General features: G+C 44.7%; 18 protein-coding genes and 1 tRNA gene. 11 read left to right on the top strand and 8 right to left on the bottom strand.

The window, feature by feature from the left end:
- The first annotated feature begins 279 nt into the window (after positions 1-279).
- From QUA23_RS19005 to QUA23_RS18975, 7 genes are all read left to right on the top strand, one after another.
- The gene (locus tag QUA23_RS19005) at positions 280-846 is read left to right on the top strand and encodes a photosystem I assembly protein Ycf4 (protein ID WP_333075805.1); all 567 of its coding nucleotides are present in this window, start codon (positions 280-282) and stop codon (positions 844-846) included.
- 176 nt (positions 847-1,022) lie between these two features.
- Positions 1,023-1,808 carry a peptidylprolyl isomerase gene (locus tag QUA23_RS19000; protein WP_333110458.1) on the top strand — a complete coding sequence of 262 codons (786 nt, stop codon included), beginning with the start codon at positions 1,023-1,025 and terminating at the stop codon, positions 1,806-1,808.
- A gap of 211 nt (positions 1,809-2,019) precedes the next feature.
- A complete protein-coding gene (locus QUA23_RS18995; protein ID WP_333075808.1) occupies positions 2,020-3,291 on the top strand; it encodes a beta-ketoacyl-ACP synthase in 1,272 nt (423 codons plus the stop codon).
- 337 nt (positions 3,292-3,628) lie between these two features.
- Positions 3,629-4,738, top strand: coding sequence for an ATP-binding protein (locus QUA23_RS18990; RefSeq protein WP_333075810.1), 1,110 nt, complete (start codon positions 3,629-3,631; stop codon positions 4,736-4,738).
- 181 nt (positions 4,739-4,919) lie between these two features.
- Entirely contained in the window at positions 4,920-6,797 is a 1,878-nt protein-coding gene (mutL, locus tag QUA23_RS18985) for a DNA mismatch repair endonuclease MutL (protein WP_333075811.1), read from the top strand.
- A 425-nt stretch (positions 6,798-7,222) separates the two neighbouring features.
- Positions 7,223-8,047, top strand: a complete 825-nt coding sequence (locus QUA23_RS18980; RefSeq protein ID WP_333075813.1) for a transglutaminase family protein — start codon at positions 7,223-7,225, stop codon at positions 8,045-8,047.
- A 313-nt stretch (positions 8,048-8,360) separates the two neighbouring features.
- Positions 8,361-9,047 (top strand): alpha/beta hydrolase, encoded by a 687-nt coding sequence (locus QUA23_RS18975; protein WP_333075815.1) that lies wholly within the window; start codon positions 8,361-8,363, stop codon positions 9,045-9,047.
- A gap of 140 nt (positions 9,048-9,187) precedes the next feature.
- Here the strand turns inward: QUA23_RS18975 and QUA23_RS18970 are convergent, their stop codons facing one another.
- A complete protein-coding gene (locus tag QUA23_RS18970) occupies positions 9,188-9,652 on the bottom strand; it encodes an SRPBCC family protein (RefSeq protein ID WP_333071769.1) in 465 nt (154 codons plus the stop codon).
- 147 nt (positions 9,653-9,799) lie between these two features.
- On the opposite strand from QUA23_RS18970, the gene QUA23_RS18965 reads away from it, so the two are divergent.
- A complete protein-coding gene (locus QUA23_RS18965; RefSeq protein ID WP_333075817.1) occupies positions 9,800-10,816 on the top strand; it encodes a transposase in 1,017 nt (338 codons plus the stop codon).
- Positions 10,817-11,101: 285 nt separating this feature from the next.
- Positions 11,102-12,778 carry a mechanosensitive ion channel gene (locus QUA23_RS18960; RefSeq protein ID WP_333075819.1) on the top strand — a complete coding sequence of 559 codons (1,677 nt, stop codon included), beginning with the start codon at positions 11,102-11,104 and terminating at the stop codon, positions 12,776-12,778.
- A gap of 233 nt (positions 12,779-13,011) precedes the next feature.
- Here QUA23_RS18960 and QUA23_RS18955 read toward each other — a convergent pair.
- The 4 genes from QUA23_RS18955 to QUA23_RS18940 all read right to left on the bottom strand — a co-directional run bounded on the left by QUA23_RS18955 (position 13,012) and on the right by QUA23_RS18940 (position 15,036).
- Positions 13,012-13,085: transfer RNA gene (locus tag QUA23_RS18955), tRNA-Pro, on the bottom strand.
- Between the two features lie 37 nt (positions 13,086-13,122).
- On the bottom strand, positions 13,123-13,491 hold the full coding sequence (locus QUA23_RS18950; protein ID WP_333075821.1) for a DUF1818 family protein: 369 nt from the start codon (positions 13,489-13,491) through the stop codon (positions 13,123-13,125).
- A 420-nt stretch (positions 13,492-13,911) separates the two neighbouring features.
- Positions 13,912-14,553, bottom strand: coding sequence for a hypothetical protein (locus QUA23_RS18945; RefSeq protein ID WP_333075823.1), 642 nt, complete (start codon positions 14,551-14,553; stop codon positions 13,912-13,914).
- A gap of 252 nt (positions 14,554-14,805) precedes the next feature.
- Positions 14,806-15,036: a DNA-directed RNA polymerase subunit omega gene (locus QUA23_RS18940; RefSeq protein ID WP_333071758.1), complete on the bottom strand. Its 231-nt coding sequence runs from the start codon at positions 15,034-15,036 to the stop codon at positions 14,806-14,808.
- An 80-nt stretch (positions 15,037-15,116) separates the two neighbouring features.
- Between QUA23_RS18940 and QUA23_RS18935 the strand changes: the two genes are divergently transcribed.
- Positions 15,117-15,809 (top strand): GDSL-type esterase/lipase family protein, encoded by a 693-nt coding sequence (locus tag QUA23_RS18935; RefSeq protein WP_333075825.1) that lies wholly within the window; start codon positions 15,117-15,119, stop codon positions 15,807-15,809.
- A gap of 164 nt (positions 15,810-15,973) precedes the next feature.
- On the opposite strand, the gene QUA23_RS18930 is transcribed toward QUA23_RS18935, so the two are convergent.
- Both QUA23_RS18930 and QUA23_RS18925 read right to left on the bottom strand, forming a co-directional pair.
- Positions 15,974-17,575, bottom strand: a complete 1,602-nt coding sequence (locus QUA23_RS18930; RefSeq protein ID WP_333075826.1) for a hypothetical protein — start codon at positions 17,573-17,575, stop codon at positions 15,974-15,976.
- Positions 17,576-17,774: 199 nt separating this feature from the next.
- Positions 17,775-19,253 (bottom strand): amidase, encoded by a 1,479-nt coding sequence (locus tag QUA23_RS18925; RefSeq protein WP_333075827.1) that lies wholly within the window; start codon positions 19,251-19,253, stop codon positions 17,775-17,777.
- A 345-nt stretch (positions 19,254-19,598) separates the two neighbouring features.
- On the opposite strand from QUA23_RS18925, the gene QUA23_RS18920 reads away from it, so the two are divergent.
- Entirely contained in the window at positions 19,599-20,852 is a 1,254-nt protein-coding gene (locus tag QUA23_RS18920; RefSeq protein WP_333075828.1) for an S-layer homology domain-containing protein, read from the top strand.
- A 1,846-nt stretch (positions 20,853-22,698) separates the two neighbouring features.
- Here QUA23_RS18920 and QUA23_RS18915 read toward each other — a convergent pair.
- Positions 22,699-25,158 carry a CBS domain-containing protein gene (locus QUA23_RS18915; protein ID WP_333075829.1) on the bottom strand — a complete coding sequence of 820 codons (2,460 nt, stop codon included), beginning with the start codon at positions 25,156-25,158 and terminating at the stop codon, positions 22,699-22,701.
- Between the last annotated feature and the right edge of the window lie 19 nt (positions 25,159-25,177).

Below are 25,177 nucleotides of genomic sequence, written 5' to 3'. Positions count from 1 at the left end.
GATCGCGTTTGAGCCAGTCGTCGAGGACATCAAATATGCCTCTTTCGGTCTGGGCGCGTCCGACTGCGATTGTCATTGGGGTAAAATCCTTTTGCTTGTTAAAAGACCAAGGTTTCTAATTAAAGTTAACATAACTATATATTAGAAGTTCATAATTTTTCAACATAATTAGCAGGAGTTGATACACAATGCCGATCGGTCGATCGCGATCTCGTCAGCGAAGCGTGACGCTCGGTGGGCTAATTGAATTAAGATTTGGCTTTAAGGCTGTTTAATTTTATGACTGCAAAAACAATGACCTCGATCGATCCTGTCCTGCGCTACCCGGTTTTGGGCTCCCGCCGCTTCAGCAATTACTGGTGGGCGACGGTGGTCAGCATTGGAGGGACTGGTTTCCTGCTGTCTGGCATTTCCAGCTACTTGCACGTTAACCTGCTGCCTTTTGCTGACCCGACTCAGCTCATTTTCATCCCCCAAGGCATTGCGATGGGTTTCTACGGTGTCTGTGGCGTGCTTTTGGCGCTTTACCTGTGGCTGACTATTCTCTGGGATGTCGGTGGCGGTTACAACGAGTTCGATCGACAAACTGGTAACATTCGGATCTTTCGCTGGGGTTTTCCCGGCAAAAACCGCAAAGTTGATTTTAATTGCAAGACATCGGAGGTGCAATCTGTGCGGGTGGACATTAAAGAAGGTCTCAATCCCCGCCGCAGTATTTATCTTAAGCTCAAAGACCGCCGTCAGTTTCCTCTGACTAGAGTCGGACAGCCGATTGCTTTGTCGCAAGTGGAAAATCAAGCGGCCGAATTGGCTCGATTTTTGCAAGTTCCCCTAGAAGGACTTTAGGGATTTTTGATTTTCGATTTTCGATCGGTAATGTCTCGTAGGGTGCGCAATGCGCACCAAATCGATAAATATTGGGTGAGCACGAAGCGGTGCAAATTATCCCTGGTAAATCGATAAGTCTAGGGTGCGCATTGCGCACCTTATATCATTGAGTGAAAGTGAAAGTGAAAATACAAATGCAAATGCAAGTCAAAATTCAGCGGTGGTTGTTCTCACTTTTAATAATTGGCGCGTTGTTTGTCGGAGGATGCGGTAGTTCCCCTGTGGCAAACTCGACTCCGACATCGAATCCGGCGTCGGGTGAAAATATTTCTTTGTCTCCGTCTCCTTCTCCTGCTGCTGTAGCCGCGAGTTCGCAATTTAGCAATTTGCCACGATTGGAAGGAAAAGCAACGGTGGTAATGACGGTTAAAGGTACTCCAATTACGATCGAACTCGACGGCACAAATGCGCCAATTACTGCGGGCAATTTTGTCGATTTGGTTCAGAAAGGAGTCTACGACGGGCTGGTATTTCACCGAGTCGTGCGGGAACCTCAGCCTTTTGTAGTTCAGGGCGGCGACCCCCAGGGCAAAGACCCTAAGTTTCCTACGGCACGACTGGGAACTGGCGGTTTTATTGACCCAAAAACTACTACCGAACGCAGGATTCCTCTGGAAATTAAAGCTAAAGGTGCTGCCAATCCGACTTACAGCGCGACGCTAGAAGAAGCTGGGGTTAAGGAGAAACCCGTGTTGATGCACAGTCGCGGGGCTGTTGCTATGGCTCGATCGCAGAGTCCTGATTCGGCTTCTTCTCAGTTTTACTTTACTTTGACCGATGTACCGTTTTTGGACGGTAGTTATGCGGTTTTTGGGTACGTGAAGCAAGGCATGGATGTGATTGATAAGATTGAAGCGGGCGATCGAATAGATAAAGCTACTGTTACTCAGGGTTTGGAAAATTTTAAGCCTGTTCAGTAGTCAGTAGTCAGTCGTCACTCGTCATATCAATTCCGGTTGCACGATCGAGATGATTGTTGACTGTTGACGGTGGACTCGGTTTTATTATTCCGATGCAACCGGAAACGATATCACTCGTTGGTCGTTGGTTAGTAGTTAATAATTATTTCCAATCATAGATAACTAATAACTAATGACTAATGACTAAAAATTTGGGAATCTGAGGGCAGATGTGGATGTTGTTGTTACGGGAATAGGCCTGGTTTCTGCTTTAGGCACTCTGGATGGTAGCTGGAAAAGATTGTTGTCTGGGGAATCAGGAATTCGGCAACATCAACCTTTTATAGAACTTGAACGGCGACCTTTGGCTTTAATTGGCACAAAACCTGTCGATTTAATAAATTTAATTAGACAGGTTTTAATAGATGCTGTGCAAGATGCTAATTTGACTTTGCCTGTGCCCGATTGCGGAATTGCGATCGGTTCTAGCCGAGGCTTCCAGGCAAATTTGGAACAGTTGGCAAGCGAAGGAAGTTCGGCAACGAGCAATGTACCGGATGTAACGGATGGAAGAAAGACGGAAGTTGGAAGAAGTCTGAGGGAATTCGGAAGAGGGAAGTCGCAAGAAGCAAGGGAATTCCCAATTACCGATTCCCAATTCCCAATCCCCAATTCCCAATTACCGATTACTAATTCTCAATTTGTGAATTTTTTGCCTCACATGGGGGCGATCGCAGCGGCGAGGGCAATTGGTTCGACGGGGCCGGTATTGGCGCCGATGGCTGCTTGTGCGACGGGTATTTGGTCGATCGCCCGCGCTGTTGATTTAATCCGCACCGGTGAGTGTCAGCGGGCGATCGCAGGTGCTGTGGAAGCGCCAATTACACCGCTGACACTGGCTGGATTTAGCCGGATGGGTGCTTTGGCAAACAATGGGTGCTATCCCTTTGATGAAAATCGGGAAGGTTTTGTTCTCGGTGAAGGTGGGGCTTTATTTGTATTAGAATCTGCCGAGTTGGCAAGGCGTCGTGGTGCTAAAATCTACTGTCGAATTTCCGGTTTTGGCTTGACAAATGATGCTTGCCATGCTAATGCGCCGGAGCTGGGGGGGAAAAGTGCGATCGCGGCGGTAAATCAATGTTTGAAACGGAGCAATTTGGCGGCGGTTGATATAGATTTTATTCATGCTCACGGTACTGCAACTGATTTAAATGACCGCCACGAAGCACTGTTAATTGAGAAGTTATTTAACCGAGGAGTTGCTGTTAGTTCGACTAAGGGGGCTACGGGCCATACTTTAGGAGCTTCTGGAGCTTTGGGCGTGGCTTTTTGTTTGATGAGCATTAAATATCAGATGTTGCCGCCTTGCGTTGGAATGAAAAAACCGGGGTTTGAATTAGATTTTGTTCGCTGTGCGCGATCGGCTATTGTCAGAAATGCGGTTTGTTTAAGTTTTGGCTTTGGCGGGCAGAATACTGCGATCGTTTTATCGGGCGATCGTTAATTTTTGTAAACTCTGTCGATCGACATTTAAATTACACGATATCTCTACAGTTAAAATCTTCTGAGGTGGCCGGAAAACTGGCGCGCACATCCAATTTCCATCTGAAAAATAGTACAATACTTATGTATTTTAGTCAATTAACTGAGAATTTTGGTGAGATTACTGCTGCTGCTATGCTAGTCTCGCTCTGCATCCCGACGCTGATCCTTGCGTCAAAGCCTAGGAGGCTAGAAAAGAGAGGCAGATTAAAGCTGTATTGTATTTTATTAACGCACCGATGGTGATCGGCGAAAATAGAAAAAAGAAACTGTTTAAATTAAGTCTCAGGTATTTTCACATGGATCTTGCATCTCATCGATTTATGTCTTATTTTGAACCAGAGCAAGCTGCTCACCTTTGTCAAATAGCTGTTTTGGAGAGTTTTGATGAGGAAACGCTGGTTTTTGAAGAAGGAGAAACAGCGGATTTTTTCTATCTAGTTTTAGAAGGTAAAGTCGAGTTTAGCAAGCGGCTTGAAAAAAATAAATATCAAACTGTTGCTGTGGCTAAGCCAGACGATTATTTTGGCGAACTCGGAGTTTTAGACGGAGAGCCTCGCAGTGCTAGAGCTGTGGCAGTTGCAGGCTCGACTTTGGCCAAAATAGCCCGTGAAGAACTCATAACAACTCTCCAGTTTGCTAAAGGCAGTTCGGTACTGCAAATGTTTAGTTTCATTACTAAAAATTTACGGGATACCACGGATCAATATGTTAGCCAGTTGGTACACAAACAAAAAATGGTATTGGTAGGAGAAATGGTGAGTACAATTATTCACGATTTCAAAAGTCCTTTTACCGGCATTAAACTCTCCAGTGAAATGCTAAAAGAAATGCACCCAGATGAGGAAACTCAGGAGTGGTGTGAACTTATTCAATTGCAGGTTCATCGAATGTTGGGGATGGCTGAAGAAGTATTAGAATTTTCGCGAGGAAATTCTGTATTTAATAAGAAACCAATTAATTTAATTCAGACGTTGCAGCAGTTTGAAAAGTTGAACAGAGTTTATTGTGAAGCAGCAAAAGTAGATTTAGCAGTACGGGTGACAGAAGTAATAGTGGAAGCGGATGAAAATAAGATTTTGCGTGTTTTACAAAATTTAGTTGGGAATGCTGTTGAGGCTTTTGGCGGAAGAGGGGGTCGGGTGGAGATTGCGGTGACACAAAGTGAGGAGTGGGCCGAAATTAGCATTTACGATAACGGCCCCGGCATTCCACCGACAATTAAGGAAAAGTTATTTGAACCGTTTGTGACTTATGGCAAGCGGACTGGTACTGGGTTGGGAACGGCAATTGTTAAGTCGATCGTTGAGGCTCACAAAGGAAAAATTAGTTATGAGTCAGAGGACGGAAAAGGCACAACTTTTTACATCCGCTTGCCGAAAATCATGGTTTTAGCAGAGCAAAATTAAGTAGGTAGGAAGATTATACTTAGAACTTTCTAACTCCGCATCAGAGACTTAGTTGATGAGTAGATATCTTGTTATCAAACAATATTTTTCTAATAAACCGGGTTTAAGAGCGTAAGCCCTAATACTGTGTAGCGACTTGGAGAATCAAGTATAATTGAATTAACGAACTGCTAAAAAATTGATGCCAGTTACTATTCAAACCTTACCCACAGAAGTTATCAATTTAATTGCCGCTGGCGAAGTCATTGACTCGATCGCCGCTGCGGTACGAGAATTAGTTGAAAATTCTCTGGATGCTGGCGCAACTCGCATCGTTGTTTCTGTCTGGCCAGAACAATGGCGGGTGCAAGTTGCAGATAATGGTACGGGAATGGATCTGGAAAATTTGCAGCAGGCGGCTTCGCCTCACAGTACGAGCAAAATTACCACTGAAGCTGACCTTTACAAAATTGATACTTTGGGATTTCGTGGGGAAGCTTTGCACAGTTTAGCTCAGTTAGGCTGTTTGGAGGTTTTGAGCCGATCGAATGATTTGGGATTGGGGGATTTTTCGGAAAATCGAGAATCGGCGCAAACCCCCGCCAAATCATCTTTTAACAAGGGGGGAGTTGAAAATGCTCGATCGGGCTGGCGGGTGGTTTATAACAACGCAGGCGTTGCTGTGGAGGTGGAAACAGCGGCGATCGCTCCGGGTACGGTGGTGACTGTTGATAATTTGTTTGGCAATTGGCCTGTGCGCCGCAGTTTTTTGTCGCCGGCACAGCAAATGCGATCGATCCAATTAACCCTTCAACAAATTGCTATTTGTCACCCGCACGTTAATTGGCAGTTGCGTCAAGGAAACACGCCTTGTTTGCACGTAACTCCTGGTAGCACAGCGGAACAACTTTTACCTCAATTCGTGCGCGGTGTGCGATCGAGCGATTTGCAGTATTTAAAGTTAGATTTGCCTGCGAGTCCTCAAAATCAGAAAGCAGCAAATTTATTGATAGAAACTCAACTTGTGGGCGCTACAGTTAAGCCTAATTACCAATTACCAGTTGCCAGTTCCCAATTCCAAATGTCCAATTCCCAACGTTTGGAATTAGTAATTGGTTTGCCGGATCGCTGTCACCGCAGGCGGCCGGATTGGGTGAAAGTTGGGGTAAATCGGCGAGTTGTGCGATCGCCCGAATTAGAGCAAACTATTCTCAGCGCCTTTGCCCGCACTTGTCCCCGCGATCGCTATCCCGTGTGTTTTGTCCACCTGCAAATCTCCCCCTCGGAAATCGACTGGAACCGCCACCCTGCTAAGGTGGAATTTTATCTGCACGATCCGAGTTTTTGGCAAGAACAAATTAGCGCGGCAATTGCTCGCGCTTTGCACCTCAACGATGAAGTTTTGCCGCCTGCCCCAATTCCCGAACGAGTGGGAAAATTGCTGAAGGCATCGGAACAAAAAAGTGCTTACAGTGTCGGGATTTCGGCTAGGCAGAATGACAACGGCGGCGAAGAGGAAAAAGCTAATCAAATAGGATTGATGGAATTGAGGGCGATCGCTCAAATTCACAATACTTACATTGTTGCGGAACATCCGAGCGGAATGTGGTTGATAGAACAGCACATCGCTCACGAGCGCGTTTTGTACGAGCAATTGTGCGCGGCTTGGCATCTAACATCTCTAGAAAAACCAGTAATTCTCAGTCAATTATCGGCGCTGCAAATTGAGAATTTATCTCGCTTAGGCTTGGAAGTAGAAACATTTGGGGAACAGCTATGGGCAGCCCGCGAAGTTCCTGAATTGTTAGCCGATCGAGATGACTGTGCGGATGCGCTTTTTGAACTCAGTAAAGTCGCAGATTTACAAGCGGCTCAGGTTGCGACTGCTTGCCGTAGCGCTATGCGAAACGGTACTCCTTTGAGTCTTTCCCAAATGCAAAATTTGTTGGATGAATGGCAGCAAACTCGCAATCCGCGCACTTGTCCTCACGGCCGCCCTATCTATTTTGCTTTGGAAGAATCGACTTTGGCTCGAATTTTTCGCCGCAGTTGGGTGATTGGTAAAAGTCACGGGATTTGAAAGTTGATTTTATATCCGAGGGGGTTCACCTCCATCTCAATGTAAAAAAATATATCGTGAAGCTTTATTAAAAATAATGGTTGATTTATATGAAAAAATTTAGAATAGATATAAATTAAAATAATGCACTGTTTTTAAGATATTTTGGGCAACAGGCATCTTGCCTGTTCCACAAGAAAAAATGCCTGTATTACCATAAAAATGTTAGTGATACTACCAAAAGCTGCAACAGGCAAGATGCCTGTTTCACAAGGAAAAATGCCTGTATTACCATAAAAAAGGTTTATCATACTAGGAAAAAGGTCGGTTTACCCGAATAATCTTTGTTGTGGAACAGGCAATATGCCTGTTCCACAACGAACAGGCAATATGCCTGTTCATGATATGGGTATAAAATGTCAATTAAACATAAATCAATAATAAACATGGATTTTTCAATCGCGCGACAACTCTTTTATCAAGAAATAAATCAGCCGGATGGCTCGATCGACCTGGCGAAAGCTGCCCTTTATATGGCTTTGGAAGAATACCCGAATTTAGAGCCCGAGGAGTATCTCAACGCTCTCGACACGATCGCAGAAGAAGTGCGCGATCGCCTGCCGGCACAGAATTATCCGCTGCGGATTATTCAAACTATTAACGCCTATTTATACGGGGAGTTGCAGTTTGCGGGGAATGATGCTGATTATTACGACCCTCGTAATAGCTTTTTAAATCAAGTGATCGATCGCCGTACTGGCATCCCGATCTCTTTATCTTTGGTGTATTTGGAGGTTGCTAAGCGCATTGATTTTCCGATGGTGGGAATTGGGATGCCGGGACATTTTTTAATTAGACCGGATTTTGAAGATGCTGGTATTTTTGTTGATGCGTTTAATGGCGGCGAGATATTATTTCCTGAAGATTGTCAAGGGAGACTTTCTCAAATTTACGGCCAACCTATGAAGTTGCAGCCGACTTTTCTCGCCCCGGTAAGTCGCCGACATTTTTTGGGGCGAATGCTGGGAAATTTGAAGGCGATTTACTTGCAGCGGCGAGATGCTGTGAGGGTACTCTTAGCCATCGAACGGATTTTGCTGCTGTTTCCCGATGCGCTGGGTGAACGGCGCGATCGCGGAATTCTATATTATCAACTCGGACGCTTTGCCGAAGCGCGCCACGATTTGGAACTATACCTGAAAAATGCTCCGAATGCTGAGGATGCTGCTATAATTCGCCAATTGCTCGATCGGCTCGATCTAGATCTTTGAACTTAAATTCGCTGCTATATGTTGCACAGCACACTATAAGACATCAAAGTGACATTCAATAAACTGCTGCCCGACGACCAAATTTCGCTTTTATCATTTTTGCAAAGGTATCTAAAATTGTCAAAACGTTAACTATAACATATTAATTCCCAATTAACACCTATCTTTTGATAGGTTGAATTTGCTTGACTTGACTGTAGAATCATAGGTCATTTACGGAAATTCCGATGCGACTTTCCCGACTGATACCCGCACTGATACCCGCACAGACGAGCTATCTAAAAAGTATTTTGACGTAAAGAGGCAAAAACTCATGAACTTTCAGTTCCAACAAGGTTATCTCAAAGGAATGCAACCGCTGTCAGCCCATTTAACCAAAAGAATGTCAAAGTCTTTATCTTTAGGTTTGGCGCTTTTGCTGGGAACAAGTGCAGTATTCCTAAGCAGTAGCAAAGCCTTTGCATTAGATAATGTTACCGTAAAATACGGTGCTGTTGACGTAACATTACCGATGAGCGACTTGCAAAGCTTTGCACAAACCGGCCAAGCATCATCTCAACTGCAAAGCGTTCTGAGTCTTGCGAAACAAACTCCCGAGTCGGTGCGCGAAATATTAACGCGAGAAGTGCCTTTAGATTCTCAATTAGTAGCGCGACTGGCAAGCACTTATTTTGGGGAAATTGTTTTCAAACAATTGGGGGAGGTTGCTTATGCGCCGGCAACTCGGCTGCAAAGCGCGCCGGCACTCCGCGATGCTTTAGTCGCAGCTTCTAAAGATGGCAAAATATCGCTGATTGAAGTGATGCAAAACTACAGCCCTGCTGCCTTAGAAGTTGACGGCAATCAAGCGATGGTAATCTACGAGCGAGTGATTAAAGATGTGCAAGATTTGCAAGCATTGTATCAGAATTCCCCGGCTTTGCAAAATACGGCTAACCAAGCCGTGAATTCGGCGAGAGAAATGATTTGTCAGCCCAATCCATCGGGAAGTGCGAAGTAAATAACTCAACTTGAGGGAATGGGGAATTGGGAATTGGGAAGTTGGTGCTTTTTTTCCTATTAGCTATTGGTTTTCAGCTATTACAAATTACCCATACTTCGGCTACGCTAGGGTAAAAGTTCCCAATTACCCCTTACTCATTATACATTACCCATTTTTTGAGATAATTGCTCGGCTACCCGCTTGAGGCGGCGGAGTTGGTCTTTCATATCTTTTTCTGTCCAAGGGGCTGCAAAGCGATTGAAACCAAATCTAATTAAACGATTGGGAATTTGAAATTCAAAGCGGTTAATCAAAAGAGTTCCTTGGATTTGCGGCTGGCATTCCCAACGATCGCATCCTTTGAAAAATCCGTCAAACCCCCACACAATTAAACCGGGTTGTCGCTCCAACACAACACTCTCCAAAGTGGGTTGCAAAACTGGAATTTTTATGATAAATAAGCTACGACTTCCTACAGCAGTATCCCATTCGCCCTGGGGATCGCAGCGCAGCAGGGGATTGAGCCACTTGTGCATTAAAGTGCGATCGACTATACACTGCTCCACCAGAGTAGCAGCAGCGCGAATTTCAATGGATTGCTCGAAAACTTGACGAATTGACATGAGGACCTGCAACAAGAAGGGTATTACAAAACTTTGTTTACTTGATAGTCATTTATTTACTTGTACCGTCAATTTTTCCAGAAATTAAAAGATTGACACACTCATAAATACAGTGTATCATCTTGAATTAAACTATATATACCAATTATGCAGCTAGTCGAAAGGCACGTCATTAAACCAAATCATAGGTTTTATCGAAAAGCCGATCGACTTTCTTGGGAGTGCAAAAATCTTTACAATAGCGCTAACTACATCTACCGTCAAAACTTTTTCGCCAGCCAAGAAACAAACGCTCTGGCTGTTGAGCGCGCGTTTAAAACAAGTCTTGATTACAAAGCACTGCCCGCAAAAGTAGCACAAAGCACGCTCGGCTTAGTCCTCAAAGCATGGACTAGCTATTATCTGTGGGTGCGAAACTATCAGAAACACCCAACTAAATTTCAAGCAGCACCGAAAATCCCTCATTATCAAGGTTCAAGAGAGCGAAAAAGAGAGGACGGGCGCTATGTAGTTGTATTTAATTGTCAAGCTGTCAGCAAAAGAGCCTTAAAAAAAGGATATGTTCCCCCCTCTGGGACTAATATTTGGTTGCCCTCAAGAGTCACCTCGATTCGGGAAATCCGGATTGTTCCCACAGTAGGTTGTTATGTGGTCGAGGTGCTCTATGAGAAGTTAGAACAGCCTTTACAAGTTAATCAGAGAGTAGCTGCCATAGATTTAGGATTAAACAATCTGGCAACATTAACCTACAATGTTCTTGGGTTAGTACCCACAATTTACGGCGGACGGCCTGTTAAGTCAACCAATCAATACTGCAATCAAGTTTCAGCGGCATTGAAATCATTGCTGCCCACAGCGCAAAAAAACAGTAAAAAACTTGCCAAATGCTGGCACAAGCTTAACTGTAAAGTGGATTATTACTTCCACACGACGAGTTCCGCAATTATTAAAGAACTCGTCAATCATCAAATGGGCTTGCTGGTTATAGGCGGGAACCAGGATTTTAAAGAGGGGATTAATACTGGTTTGATTAAAAATCAAAATTTTGCCTGTATTCCTCAGCGCCGATTTCGCCAAATATTGCAGTACAAAGGACAACTTGCGGAAACTCAAGTTGGGTTAGTTGAGGAGAGTTACACATCCAAATGTTCAGGTTTGGATTAGGAACCAATTCAACAACATTCCGACTACATTGACAGTAGGGTAAAAAGATGATTGTTCAGAACCAAAACTGGAGGATTCATAAATGCCGATGTGAAAGGTTCTTGGAATATTGGTCCAAAAGCAGTCGGAGATGGGTTGATCCCAAATTCGATAGAGGGTTTTGTAGTTAACCCAGTACGATTAAAAGTGTACAAACATTAAATTTAGGCGATGTCTAGATTTTTTGGAACTATTATTAAAGTTTCGTCTTCTCCTTGTCAAATCTGACGTTAACCTGAGAAAAAAATGAATGAAACTTGGCAAGAAATAACTCAACCCATATCGGGCCCCATAGCGGCGTTGTCCGATCGCATTTTGTCCCAGGCCCAGCCCGGGAATCCGCTGACAGATGCAGAACGTGGAATTAACAATTTCATTCAGGGCTCAAACATTGAAAATCTCATCTGGGCCGTCGGTATCCTGCTCATTGGCTTGATAGTATCAGCCCTCGTGTCTTCTGTAGTCGGGGGATTGCTCAAGAAGACTACGATCGACAATCGGCTGGCTGCTTGGATTACAGGCCGCCCAGAAGGAACTGGAGCCCCGCAAGTGGAAAAATGGATTTCCGCAGCGGTGTTCTGGATCATTTTTGTCTTTTTCCTAATTGCCTTTTTCAACCGCCTGAATCTAACGGCTGTCTCGCAACCCCTCAATACTTTTCTCAATCAAATTACCGGTTTCTTGCCGAAGTTAGCCGGCGCGCTAATTTGGTTGGGGATTGCTTGGGTGTTGGCAACAGTCGCCAAAATGGCCGTATCGCGGGCGATGCGGGCTTTTAGCGTGGACGAGCGCTTGAATCAGGAAGTGGGCGCAGCGCCCACTGAGCGCCCTTTGCTGCTGAGCGATACTGTGGCGAATGCGCTGTACTGGTTCATTTTTCTGCTGTTTTTGCCGCTGATTCTCGACTCGCTGGAAATGCAGCAGGCTCTGCTGCCGGTTAATAATTTACTCAACCAAATTCTGGCGGCTATTCCCAAAATTCTGGAAGCTGTGCTGATTGGGTTTGTCGGCTGGCTGCTGGCTATGGTGGTGCGACGGATTGTCACAAATCTGTTGGCTGCTGCTGGGGCGGACAGTTTGGGCGCTCGGTTTGGAATTTCGCGGACTTCGGGCGGACAATCGCTGTCGTGGATTGTCGGGACGATCGTCTATGTTTTAATTTTGATTCCAACAGCGATCGCAGCTCTGAACGCTTTAGACATTCAGGCGATTTCGCAGCCTGCCGTCGCGATGCTCAACGACATTTTGGGCGCGGTTCCCAAAATATTCACGGCGGCGCTGATTCTGGCGCTTGCTTACATTTTGGGGCGCTGGGTAGGCGATTTGGTTACTAATATCCTGACCGGAATTGGCTTTAACAATGTCTTTTCTTGGTTGGGAGTGCAGGCACCGAAACAGTCGCTGAGGCTACCGCCAAGTTCGATCGATCCGGACGCAACTATTCTTCAAGAACCGGAACTTCCGGCCCGCACGCCTTCTGAGTTTGTCGGCATTGTGGTACAGGTAGGCATCATGCTGTTTGCTGTGGTGGCGGCTACCGACGTGCTGCAAATTCCAGCGCTGACGGCGATTGTTAGCGGTATTGTCCTAGTTGCAGGTCGGGTGCTGGCCGGTTTGGTGGTATTTGCGATCGGCTTGTATTTGGCGAATCTGGCGTTTAGTTTGATTGCTAGTTCTGGAACTCGCCAAGCGCGTCTTTTGGGCCAAGCGGCTCGGATTGCGATTATTGCCTTCGTTTCTGCCTTGGCGCTGCAACAGATGGGCATTGGCAGCGATATTGTCAATTTGGCTTTCGGGCTGCTGCTCGGGGCGATCGCAGTTGGCATTGCTCTAGCTTTTGGTTTGGGCGGGCGCGAGATTGCGGCCGACCAAATTCGCGAATTGTTAGCGTCGTTTAAACAAGATAAGACGCCACGTTTGTAATCCTATAAAATGGCGTTTGTCAAGTACAAACGCCATTTTTTTTTGATTAATTTCATTGTGAGTGAGGGTCCCGAAGCAATCGCAAAGCCTTGGAATTTGAGGATACAGCTATAGACTGTTTGGCAGCAGAGATTGATTTTGTTTCTGGGCGGATGCCCCTAATTGAGAATGTTAAGAGCTGCGTCGCCGGCCTAAAACAACAAAACCTTCTCATAGAGAAGGTTTTATCACAATCGGAGCGGCGGGATTTGAACCCACGACCCCTACTACCCCAAAGTAGTGCGCTACCAAGCTGCGCTACGCCCCGACAGCTTTAACAGCTTAGCATAGAATTCCCAAAAAAGTCAAAAAACTTTTAAAACTTTTGCGGCCTGCACCAAAGTCGGAACCGCAGCCACGGGCCAAAAACCCTCGCACCTTCGGCCAGCATTCAAGATTAATTGCACACTGTAAGCTTCTGGATATCCTTCCACCTGGACCCACAGCAAGTCGCTTTCGGCTTCAATGGCGATTTTTTCCTCGTCCATTAACTCAGAGGCCATTTGACTCATTGTGCCGGCTAATTGCCCCAACAATCGGCAAAAATCGTTCAACTCAGCCTCCGTGAGTTCGATCGCCCAACCGTCGCCAGCCACCAAACCCTGAAACTCCTGGGCATCCGGGTTCCATCCCAAACGCCATCCGCTACCAGTCTTAATTACACGTTCCACCATTAAGGGATTTTAGATTTTAGATTTGGGATTTTAGATTAGTAGGACTTATATCAATTCCGGTTGCATCGGAATAGTCAAATCCAGTCAACAGCGAATGCCCTGCCCTTCGACTATGCTCAGGAACCGCGAAGCCGAAGGGTCAACAATTCCCGATGGTGCAACACAAATTGATAGAATTCATCGGCGTTAATCTGTGTTTATCTGCCTGTATCTGCGGTTAAAAAAAGATAATTTATCGGGTCGCCGATGACAATGGATTCACGCTGATTCACGCCGATGAAGACAAGAGAGATAGGAATAATTCCGATACTAACAGATTTGATATTACCCATAAATACGAAATAAAACGGTTTTTTTACCTCTGCTAAAGGCTCAACAGCAATATTTCCGTAAAAAACTCGGTTTCTGTACTCCTGAGTATTAAGGTAGCAGCAACTTCGCATCTCCCGGCTGCGGCTGCGGTATTTCCGGGGAATTCGATCGCCCTTGTGGTTTTTCGTCCGCCGGTGTGCGCCCACCCCCGGAATTCTCCGTAAAAACATCAACCAAAGCTTGAACCAAAGCATCCCGCTGTGCTCTATTTAACTTTTGAATAGCAGCACGATCCTGTTCCATTGGATTTGAGCCCAAAACGTCTTTTCCCGGATACACGCTTTCTACCAAATAATCGGGAGTTGCCCCCAAATAGTCAGCTAAACTCAACTTCCAATCAAAGCGGTAATTAGGCGGCCGTCCTTTGACAAATACGTGATATCGAATCAACCGCCCGACTAAAGTATTGGTAGGATCGACTTTTCCAGTTTCCTTAGAAATGTAGTTATTTTCGATCGGAAAATCCGGCAATTTTTCGTACACCAATTTCCACGCATCTTGCACCCTCACTTGCGGCGCAGATTGTTGAGCCACCCGCTGCACTGAGGCAGATTCAGAAGTCCGCAGCAGCGAAGGTTCCAAAGCCGACAGACTCAGTTCGCCTGATTCCAATACCCAACTCAAAAGCGTGAAAATCGCCACACTCAAAGTAACAAAAAGAAAACTTAAGCCCTGCTTTAATCTATTCACGGTGTTGACAAAAATTTGAGAAATAGAATAATTTCATAAACTTAGCCGTAAGCAGATGTCCTAGTTTACAATTTTAAGATTTACGATCATTAACCCGGTTTTATTGAAAAATTAGAGGTTTCTTAACGAGGGAACTAGGAATAAACCGGGTTTCTCGTCACCCGCACCCAAGTCTAGTTTGACAAAGTTTTGAGTTTTGAGTTGACAAAAACTTTGGGCAATTCACCACTCAAAACTCAAAACTCCCGAAGCCTAGATATCTCCGATTATTTCCGGCTGAGTCAGTTCGTCCGACATCTCAAATATCGCCCGCATTACAGGTTTCATTTGATGGTCGTCCATATTGTCAAAATCTTCATAACGACGGCGTTTTGCGCGGTTCGCTACCTGTACCGTAATCCGATAGCGGTTGGATGCACCGTTAATCAACTCTTCCGCGCGACGGGTTAGCTGAGTTGAATCGAAGGGTTGACGCTTAGCCATGAGACTACCTACTTTATGTAATGTTACATTCTAGTCTAGTATGTCAAGATTCATAATTTATTAACTGAGTATCATTGCTTATGCAGGTAGCAACAGCCTATTCCTTTGGTCACTTGCATCGGGGAAATTCTCATCCCCTCAAATTGGTTGCTTTCGGTGACAGCTTAATCTACGGTTTCGGCGACGGTGTAGGCGGTGGCTGGGTGGAAAGATTGCGGCGCCAGTGGATGTTACCGGAGAGTGCAGGACACGTTTTATACAATTTGGGCGTTCGGGGCGATCGCACCTATCAAGTCTCCCAGCGACTCGAAAACGAGTTTCGCCACCGGGGCGAACTTAGAAACCGCGTCCCGGATGCGATTATTCTTTCCGTAGGCCTCAACGATTCGGCGAGAGTGCAGTCGCCTACCGGGCGCAGCTACACTGATTTTGAACATTTTAAAACTGTTTTGGATAATTTGTTAAACCTGTCCCAACAACTTTGCCCGGTGATATTTGTCGGGATGGTGCCGGTGGATGAAAGTAAAATGCCTTTTCAAGATTGTTTGTATTACAGTCATGCTGACCAATATCGGTATAAAGAAGCAACGAAATTAGCTTGTGAGTTGCGGGGAATTCCCTATTTAGATATTTTTGATAAATGGGTAAATCGGGGCAGTGATTGGTGGCGATCGCGCCTGATTGCAGACGGGCTACATCCCAATGCAGCGGGGTATCAATCTTTATTTGAAGATGCAACGAGTTGGGAACCGCTAGCGGCTATTAGTCATTAGACAATGAAGTAGGGTGCGTCATCAGCGCATTATTTTCGTTACAAACTAACAATCTCACAACTGACGAGCCAGGGAACAAACTGTTCGTCATAATCCTACTTTCCGTGGTGATTGAGAATGTCAAACCTGACGCAGCCTACCACAACTCTTTCTTTTACAAACAGTTATGTGCGTATAGACTCTACTGTGAATGAGAACTTCAGCTTAGGTATTCCGCTTGCCTGTAAGAGACTGGCGATCGTCTCTACACTTGTCTTGTACGACATATTATCTTTAGAACCAAACGGAATATCTGCTTTCCATTTTCCATTTAAAGTGACAGTTACTGTAGCGGGTGTGATAAATCTTCTCGGCGATACATACACTTTTTCTATATATCCTTCTTCTTCGTTGAGCTTTACTTTAGCAAAGTCAGAGAAGTAGGCTTCTAGCAGCAACCAAAACACTCTATCTACTGTGGTTTGCAAATAAACTTCTTTGTAAATTTTATGCTGAGAACCTTGCGTTGTCCTCCCTTTTGCACCGTATATGCTGTTGCTTATAGGAAAAACTCCAGACTTGACATCTGTCTTTCCTATTGGTTCTTTTAAATCGCAAAAGAATGGCTTAACAAATATCATCATTCTTTTATCTCTACTACTGTCTATGTAATTATCATCTTTTGGTATGCACTCTAAATACTTATTTACCTCATAACGATTTAAGTCAATACCACGTTCCGTTAACAATGCCACGAGATATTGCTTCTTATTAGCAAGATTAGCTAACCTTACAAGCATACCTGTATTACTATCCCGGACAGTTGTTGTCTTGGTTGGTAATACTTGCTTTTTACTAAAATCTATCTCTTCATTAAAAAGTAATTTAACCAAATCTTGTTTATAAGGATATATTCGTTCTATAGCCTTGCGGGAAAGTCTCTCATATAGGTCATCTTGGTTATCTTTAGCCAAAGATATCCCTCCAATCCCAAGCAAACACTTATTTTTTAGGATGGCTAAAGAAGCTTCATCAACAGCCCTAACCTCTACATTTGCCACTTGAGTCAAATCGTACCCTTGAATGTATTGTAATGCTTCTCGATCGATTCCATATACTTCTATAACGAACCCATTAACCAACAATCTTCTCACGGCTAATTCATAAATGGGTTTACCTTTATAAGTATAAGCAAATTCCCAATTATTATAATAATTACTGCGCTTTCTAAAAATCCTTCTCAGGAAACGCATTTCTGAGTTCCAGTTGTAGCCTAATTCACTTAGATTTAGGCAAATGTGTATTACACTCAGAGGCAAAACAGCCTTTTTTACTCTCCAAATATTTTGCCGATAGATAGAATCTTCGATAAATTTAAGGTCTTCTTTTCTGGGGGATTCTACACCTAATACAAAACTGTAAGGGGCTATGCTAAATAACGTTTCCCGTAATAATTTCTCTGTGGAGTCTAATTTCTTAGCCTTGACTTTAGTTCCATTCAACTGCGGGCTGTACTGCTCAATCCGCTCCTGCTCTATAATATCAAGTAGCGATTCAGGCAATAATTCGTAGTAGATAGTAAACAGTTTTTTTCGTTGCTTTTGTAGTTGATATAGTCTGTGGTGACTATCACCTGTCCACCGGGTACGCAGATTCTTTGCTTTTCCGATGTACCAAATTATGGATTTTTCATCTACAACGTAATATATTCCCGATTCTTCGGGCAGTAGTGTTCTGCTGTTTAAACTTATATGCGGTAATTGCAGGATATGTTCGTCTGCGCTCATATTGTGCTTCTAGAGTTGATGCGATATATGTCGTCTATATCTAATATTCCCATGTGTGTTAGCTAATATCAATAGAACTGGCAGTTATTCTCAAACGAATTTGTCCGTAAATCCTGTTAATTACAGAGACAGGGCTTACGCATGACGCACCATCCAAAAATCGTGCGTCACGAGCGGGTTTTTTGTGCCGATCGACTATTCAATAACCAGGTGGGTGTTGCAAGCTACCAACCACTTTGTCGATCGCTCCTGCGATCGCCAACAACTCCATTTCACGCCACCGCTTACCAACAATTTGCATTCCAATCGGTAAACCATTTTGAGTTTGTCCAATTGGAATTACCACGGCAGGATGTCCGCTAAGATTAGAAGGCATGGTGTAAGCTCCGTTTGCCACTGCATGAGGATAGGATCTGCCATCAATGTCAACTGCACTCCAAGCGGGACGGTGAGTAAACGCAGCGGTTGCCGCAACGGGACAAAGCCATACATCCCAAGGTTCTAATGCCTCATCTATATGGGCAGTGAAGCGATCGCGCTGTGTGAGTGCCTCGAAATATCCTTTTAAACTTGGATTCAATATCTCAGGTAGGAATATGCTGAAATCTCCCAATTTTCGGAGTTCCTTGTCGCCTTGGGTTGCAGTGCGGAAGATTAACTCTAAACTACGACGCACGTTATATTTATCCTGCGGTTGAGCGTAGATAGTAAGGTACATTGACATCCGCCCGTAGAGATTCAATATTTTGGAAAGGTCAAAATCTTTGGGAAGCCAGCGTTCGATTTGGACACCTGCGTCAGAGAGTGTCTGCACGATCGACTCCATAGCTGCTCGAATTTCAGAAGCAACGGGAACTTCGGCCCATTCAGCAGTCCAAGCGATTTTGAGGTGCTGCAAAGGCTTGCCAGAGGGTCGATCGAGCGGAATCGGCGGCACATCAGGGCGTCGCAGATCCGCGCCTGCAATTAACGAAAAACACAGCCGGAGGTCTTCTAGCGATCGAGCAAAACACCCCACTGTCATCATTTGCCGAATAGACAGTGGCATTCCCGGCACTTCAGGAATCTGCCCTGCTGTAGAAATACGGCGATCGGTCGGCTTTAAACCATATATGCCGCAGAAATGAGCAGGCTGACGCACCGAACCCCCGAAATCGTTCCCCAAATCCAAGGGTGAAAGTCCGGCGGCGACAGCAGCGGAACTGCCCCCGGAACTGCCCCCAGGTGTGTAGTCAAGATGCCAAGGATTATTCACCCGTGGAAACAGAGAATTTGTGCTTTGATAATCGGCAGCCAGTTCCGCCATGTTGGTTTTTCCCATGATGACAGCACCTGCAGCCCGCAATCTCGCAACAGCAGTTGCATCCTCTTGAGGCACATAATCTTTGAGGGGAATATACCCTGCTGTGGTGCGGAGTCCGGCTGTTTCAAAAATGTCTTTAATCGTGATGGGAACTCCATGTAAAGCACCCCAGTTTTCTCCTGTGGCTAGGGCTTCATCCGCCAGTTTTGCTCTAGTACGAGCATTGTCTTCATCCAGGGTACAAATGGCGTTTAATTGCGAGTTGTGCTTTGCGATTTGAGTAAGGTAAGCGTCGAGAACTTCGACTGCTGAGACTTGGCGATCGCGAATCATTCGCGCTAGCTGATGGGCAGAGGCAAACGTCAGGCTACTCATAAGCAACAAACAGGTATTTCTCGATCGAGTCAATTATATTCACTTTTAGTTTATATAGTTAACTAATATCAAACGGCTTTGTCCCTAAATCCTGTTAACTCCAGATACAAGGTAGATAAAGCAGATAAGGAACATAAGGTATTTAAGGAATTTAAGCATTTTAACATCCCCAACCAAGCATCAAAATATTTATTTTAAAAGACCGTATCTTCCCCGCACCAGAAGTAAATTATTTCAATAATGATTACATAACTGAGGAAAAGAGCTAGTGTGAAAGGAATCAATCAGCCTATCAAAACCTTAGTTATCCTCAATAAAAAAATGTGTAAATTGGAGAATCAAAAAATGTCTGTATTACATCGCATCAAATCCGGTACATCTGTTTTATTAACCTTGGGAACAGTTGCCGGAACCGCAGCGCCGATGCTAGCTCCCGCGCCTTCTTTCGCTCAGACAGCTTTTTCGGATGTTAATAATAACTACTGGGCAAAAGACTTTATTCAAGATTTGTCAGAAAGAGGAATTATCAAAGGATTTCCCGATGGCAGTTTTCGCCCGGATGCACCGGTAACGCGGGCTGAATTCGCGGCCATGATCCGTTCTGTGAAAAAGGCAAAAACCCGCGCTGCTGTAAGGTTTGCCGATGTTCCGTCTAATTTTTGGGCAAGCGGGGCGATCGCCGAGGCTTACGAAATGGGATGGATGTCTGGCTATCCCGGCAATGTTTTCAGGCCGGCACAGCAGATTCCTCGCGTTCAAGTTGTAGTCGCTTTAAATAACGGAATGGGCTATGAGCCTACCTGCGATTTTCAAGATGTTCTCAGCTACTATAATGATGCGGGTGAGATTCAAAGTTATGCTGTTAAAAGCGTTGCTGCTGCTACTGAAAAACAGTTGGTTGTCAGCTATCCCAATCCTAAATCTCTCAAACCGAACAAGTCAGCAACGCGAGCTGAAGTAGCGGCTTTTATCTATCAAACATTAGTGAGTACCAATCAAGCAAGAGCAATTAATTCTCCTTACATTGCTAAGATTGATGTTAGCAAATCTGTTGCTGTGCAAATTCCCAGGGGGGTGACTATCCCCATTGAGTACACAAAAGGCAAGATTTTGCTCGGCCCCAATGACAAGTCTCCAATTACGCTGACTGTAGCTGCGGATATCGCGGGCGATAATGGTCAAGTGCTGATACCGGAAGGCTCGAAAATTAGCGGCGAATTGCGATCGACTGCTTCGGGGGTTCAATTTGTAGCTCAAGAATTAAGTATCATCAACGGCAGCAGAGTGCCTCTCAATGCCACTTCGCAAGTGATTACTAGGAAAGAAACTGTTACCAAGGGCGTTAATGTTGGTAATCTGGTTAAGAATACGGCGTTGGGTGCAGCAGCAGCCGCGGCGATTGCAGGTGTTACGGGCGATCGGGCGATCGCGACTGAAGAGGTACTCGGCGGTGCGGGAATCGGAACTTTGATCGGAGTATTTTTGGGGCGAGATAAAGTCGATTTGTATGCTGTTAATCCGGACACCGATTTAGATTTGCTTTTGAATTCCGATTTGGTAGTTGGTACTGCCAGCACAGGCATTTGTAGCGCTCGATAGAGGGGATATAGCAGAAGGAAGAAGGAAGAACATAACTGATATCAATTCCGGTAGCATTGGAATATTAAAATCCAGTCAACAGTCAAAAATCACGGAGGCTAAAACCGGAATTGATCTAATTCATCTGCATTGATCTGTGTTTATATGCCTGTATCTACGGTTTTAAAAATATAATTTATGAACCGCAGATGACAATGGATTGACCATGATTCACGTAGAGGTAGAAAATAGAGATATCATCAATAATCCCGATGCTAAGCTGTCGTGCATCTGGGGGTGACAAAGAGGTTTAGGAGAGAGACGCAACAGGGTTGGAACCCGTATACCCTATCATCCTATTTTCGGCGATATTTGAGGCGCCAATAAGCAGCAATATTAAAAGTTATACATCCTTGTTGTTTGATAATTTTTACATCTGACAAATAAAAGCTTTCCCTTGGTAGTAACCCCATGTCAGACAAGAAGATGGAATTAGATTTTTTTTATTGTATATAGCGCCCTTGTTTCACCATAAGGATAAACTTCACTTTTTTCTCACAGAGCCAGTATGCCAAATTGATGCTACCAAATTATCGCTCACCTAAAATGATAATTTTGTAATCTGACAGTAACTCTCAAACTGGAGTGATTAGAGCTTTTTGTTCGCCAATATTACTACTTCTTTTTTTATCTAGAAGTAGCCTGGATAATGGGATACTTATTTTCTCCCATATCAATCTCAGCATAAATACATTTTGCGATCGCCATTGCGTGCGATTAATCGCTATTTTGAAAGATTTAGACTTTTTAAAAGAGGCTTTTAAGATTTTTTAGTACCAGAAATTATCAACTTTAAATCTTCAGCCAATCCAATTTTAGAAAAATTTGCCAGTTGCACCTCCGGCTCTCAAATTGAATCGAATAAGGCATCAAGGTAGCCAGTAATTCGATATTAACTTGTTTTTGGGTCTGCAACAAACAGATAGACTAAAATTTTTAGAGTCAGGTATTCTGCTGGTTTAAGTTGTTTCTCTAAATTAATTTGGTAAAATTGAGGGAACATTATTGCTAGATGGGACCATGATAGAATTTCGACCTCATCTTTTTTTAACTTAAGTCAGGTAAATCTGCCACAGGCGGGGCTTTTGACGAGGTTGTCACCCCGCGCAGTCATTGATTCTATCTATGTTCTGACGGGGTTGTCACCCCGTGAAGTGTTTTTATGTTGTTCGGGCAAAACAACACCTGTTTTTAAATTGAATATAATCTACACTTATAGGCATAGAAAATTAACGCAGCAAAAAGTTATTGTAAATTGATCCTGAATATATCGATCGCTCCTGCTCTTGGTTTGCGCTCAATTATTCAGCAAACTCTAATTAAGTGTTGGTTTATTAGTGATGTATAATTGTCAGATTGCTGAAATTATATGCTGGTAATTAATAGTTAGTAATGGTGTGATTATTGAAATTTTATGGGTGAAGAAGATTTAATTCATGCCCTCATGTCACTTTTTAGGAATTCCTAAGTGAGTGATGTGATCGTTGCACAGATTTTTGGGTGTTTTGACTTACTACGATCTCCGATGATTCACTTTTACCCCCTCAATCCGCCTATGTGTCAGTTGGGGCTGCGGAATGTGGGTTTATACTTTATCGATCTGTTCCCCCTAGACCATCCCACGGAATTTACAGCCCGCCCGCACCCCACGTGAAAGTTGGGTTCGGAATGTGGGTTGTTCCAGCTCTCAGATTCATCTGTGGAGTAAATCTAAAATCTAAAATCGTTCGACTGAGCGCGATTTGACGCTCGCGCTAGCTGCACCTCTTAGGCCGAAGTCTAAAATCTAAAATTGACTGATGGCAGACTAATTTCCATCCGGGTTGGTAGGAAATGTGACGATAAAATTAGTCCAGCCATTCCTGCTTTCAACCTCAATTTTTCCCTGCAACTGTTCGACAAGTTTTTGAACCAAAGCTAAACCCAAACCTGTACCTCCTTGTTTCCAAGGATCGGCGTTGGGAACTCGATAAAATTTCTCAAAAATTCGAGGCAATTCCTCTATAGAAATGGACGATTGATTGCTGAGTGTAAATTGGATTTTTGAAGCCACAGCACTTGCTTGTCGCGAATTTGTCTTTTGTTCTCCTTGTTCGCCGTCTCCATTTTTGCATTCGACTTTCAGAAAAATTTCGCCGTCATTGGCAGTATATTTGCAGGCATTGTTGAGGAGCTCGGCTAAAATTCGTCCCAAACTAGCGCGGTTGGAACTGATCGTGGGGAGGTGGCGATCGCACTCTACTCGCAAATCTTGGTGGCGGTCGTGGGCCCGGGTGTAAAACGGGTCGATAATAGTAGGCAGCCAGACTTCTAAGTTTACTGGTTCGAGGTCGATCGGACAAGTTGCTGCTTCGAGCCGCTGCAAATCTAGCAAAGCATTAATCAAATCAGTTTCTCTAGTACATTCTGTTTCTAAAATTTCTAGATAAATCTGGCGCCGATCTAGTGTGGGAGAAATTCTCAGCATATGAATAGCCATTTTTATATTAGCTAAAGGCGTCCGCAGTTCGTGAGAAACGGTGCTGAGAAATTCATCTTTGAGGACGTTTAAATGCTGGAGCTCGTGAACTTTTTGCTGCAATTCGGCGGTGCGTTCTTGGACTTGGCGTTCGAGGTCGGTGTTGAGATTTTGGACTTGCTGATAGAGTTGGGCTTGCTGAATGGCGATCGCGATTTGAGTTGCCAGTTGCAGCAGCAAATCCACTTCCGAAGGTTGCCACTGACGGGATTGGGAACACTGATGGACACACATCATCCCCCATAAATTGCCGTCTTGCAAAATTGGTACAATCAAATAAGCTTTGATTTGCGCTTGCTGGAACCGGGCATATTTTTCGGCGCTCAAACAGGCTTGGTCGAGGTCCGGAACCGCATAAATTTCCTGTTCGATCACGGAAGCAGATTCTTGCCAAATATTATCCGGCATGATTTCTCCCAATATTGAAGGCCAATTATCGGCAACGGATTCTGCCACTACAATGCCGTAATTGCTGGACTCTAAATGCAGGATTGCTACTCGGTCAGCTTGCAAAACCTGGCGGACTTCATCAACGCTGGCGTTGAGAATTTCTTCGAGGTTTAAGGATTGGTGAATCCGCAAGGAAATGTGAGTTAACAGCCGATCGCGCTGCAATTGTTCGTGGAGTTTGGCAGTCCGTTCCCGCACCTGCTGTTCTAGTTTGGCGTTGCGGCTTTGCAGCAGTTCAACTTTTTCCGCTTGCAGTTGATAAACCGACTGCTGCAACTGTTTGACAACTCGGTACATTTCGGTGGGGTCGAGGACTCTGAGCAAGCTGGTCTGAGTAATAATTCCCAACAGTTCTCCGCGCCCCCCGCAGACGACCAACCGCTGCACTTGTTGCTGCTGCATTTCTTTGTGCGCCGTCCATAGGGAATCGGAAGGCTGAAGAAATTGCAGGGGAGTTCTCATGACTTTTTGAGCTGGGGTTTGCGGGAAATTTAGTTCGAGAAACTGTGCCTGCACAAGGTCATATTCGGTAACAATTCCCAGCGGTTGGTGAAAGGAATAGTGAAAAATGGAGGTATAGTCATCTTTGGGCTTCTCCATTGTTAATTCTTTGTTTTTTGTAATCACTACGCAACTGACTTGATGCTCTGACATCAGTTCGGTTATGGTCAGCAGCGAGGCGGTGTGGGGCGCTGTAATTGGCGTAGTCATTAATTCTGCTACCCGCCGCAATTTAAGAATGTTGGAAGGCTGCAATACTTGGCGAATTCTTTCCCGTGTCAGCACTCCTACCAAGTGGCGAAATTGATTGACGATCGGCAAATAGCGAATCTTGTGCTGGCGAAATAAGGATAAAGCGGTAAACACGTCTTGGTCATCGGATTCTGTGAGGGAGACCGACACCGGGGACATCACTTCGGAAATTGGTATTTTGTGCAGGGCTACTTTGTGCTGGTTGTCTATTGTGCCTGCAGCTATCAGCCTCACTAGGTCGGCGGGTGTTAATATGCCGATTAACAGTCCGCGGCTGGGGTTGTCGGATAAGTTGCCTGTGGTAATAGTCTGCTGGTTCTGTACGACGAACACGCAGCTAGCCCGCACCTTTTCCGGCGCGGATGTTTCGGTTATCGCCCCCCGGTCTGCAGGTACAGGTGTTTTGACTAGGGGACAAGTGTTTTGCAACTGACTCATCAGGGCGATCGCCACTGCTAAGGAAGTTTCTGGCCCGGCAGTGAGGGGGTAGCGATCGATCGCTTGTTCTAAGGCTGAGGAGTAAAAGGGCGGGTGGTAGAACGGCATAGTTGATTGCAGGTTGTCA

Origin of the sequence: Microcoleus sp. Pol1C5, assembly GCF_036701115.1 — a bacterium.
Classification (GTDB): Bacteria; Cyanobacteriota; Cyanobacteriia; order Cyanobacteriales; family Microcoleaceae; genus Microcoleus.
This window is presented reverse-complemented; position numbering and strand designations above follow the sequence as displayed.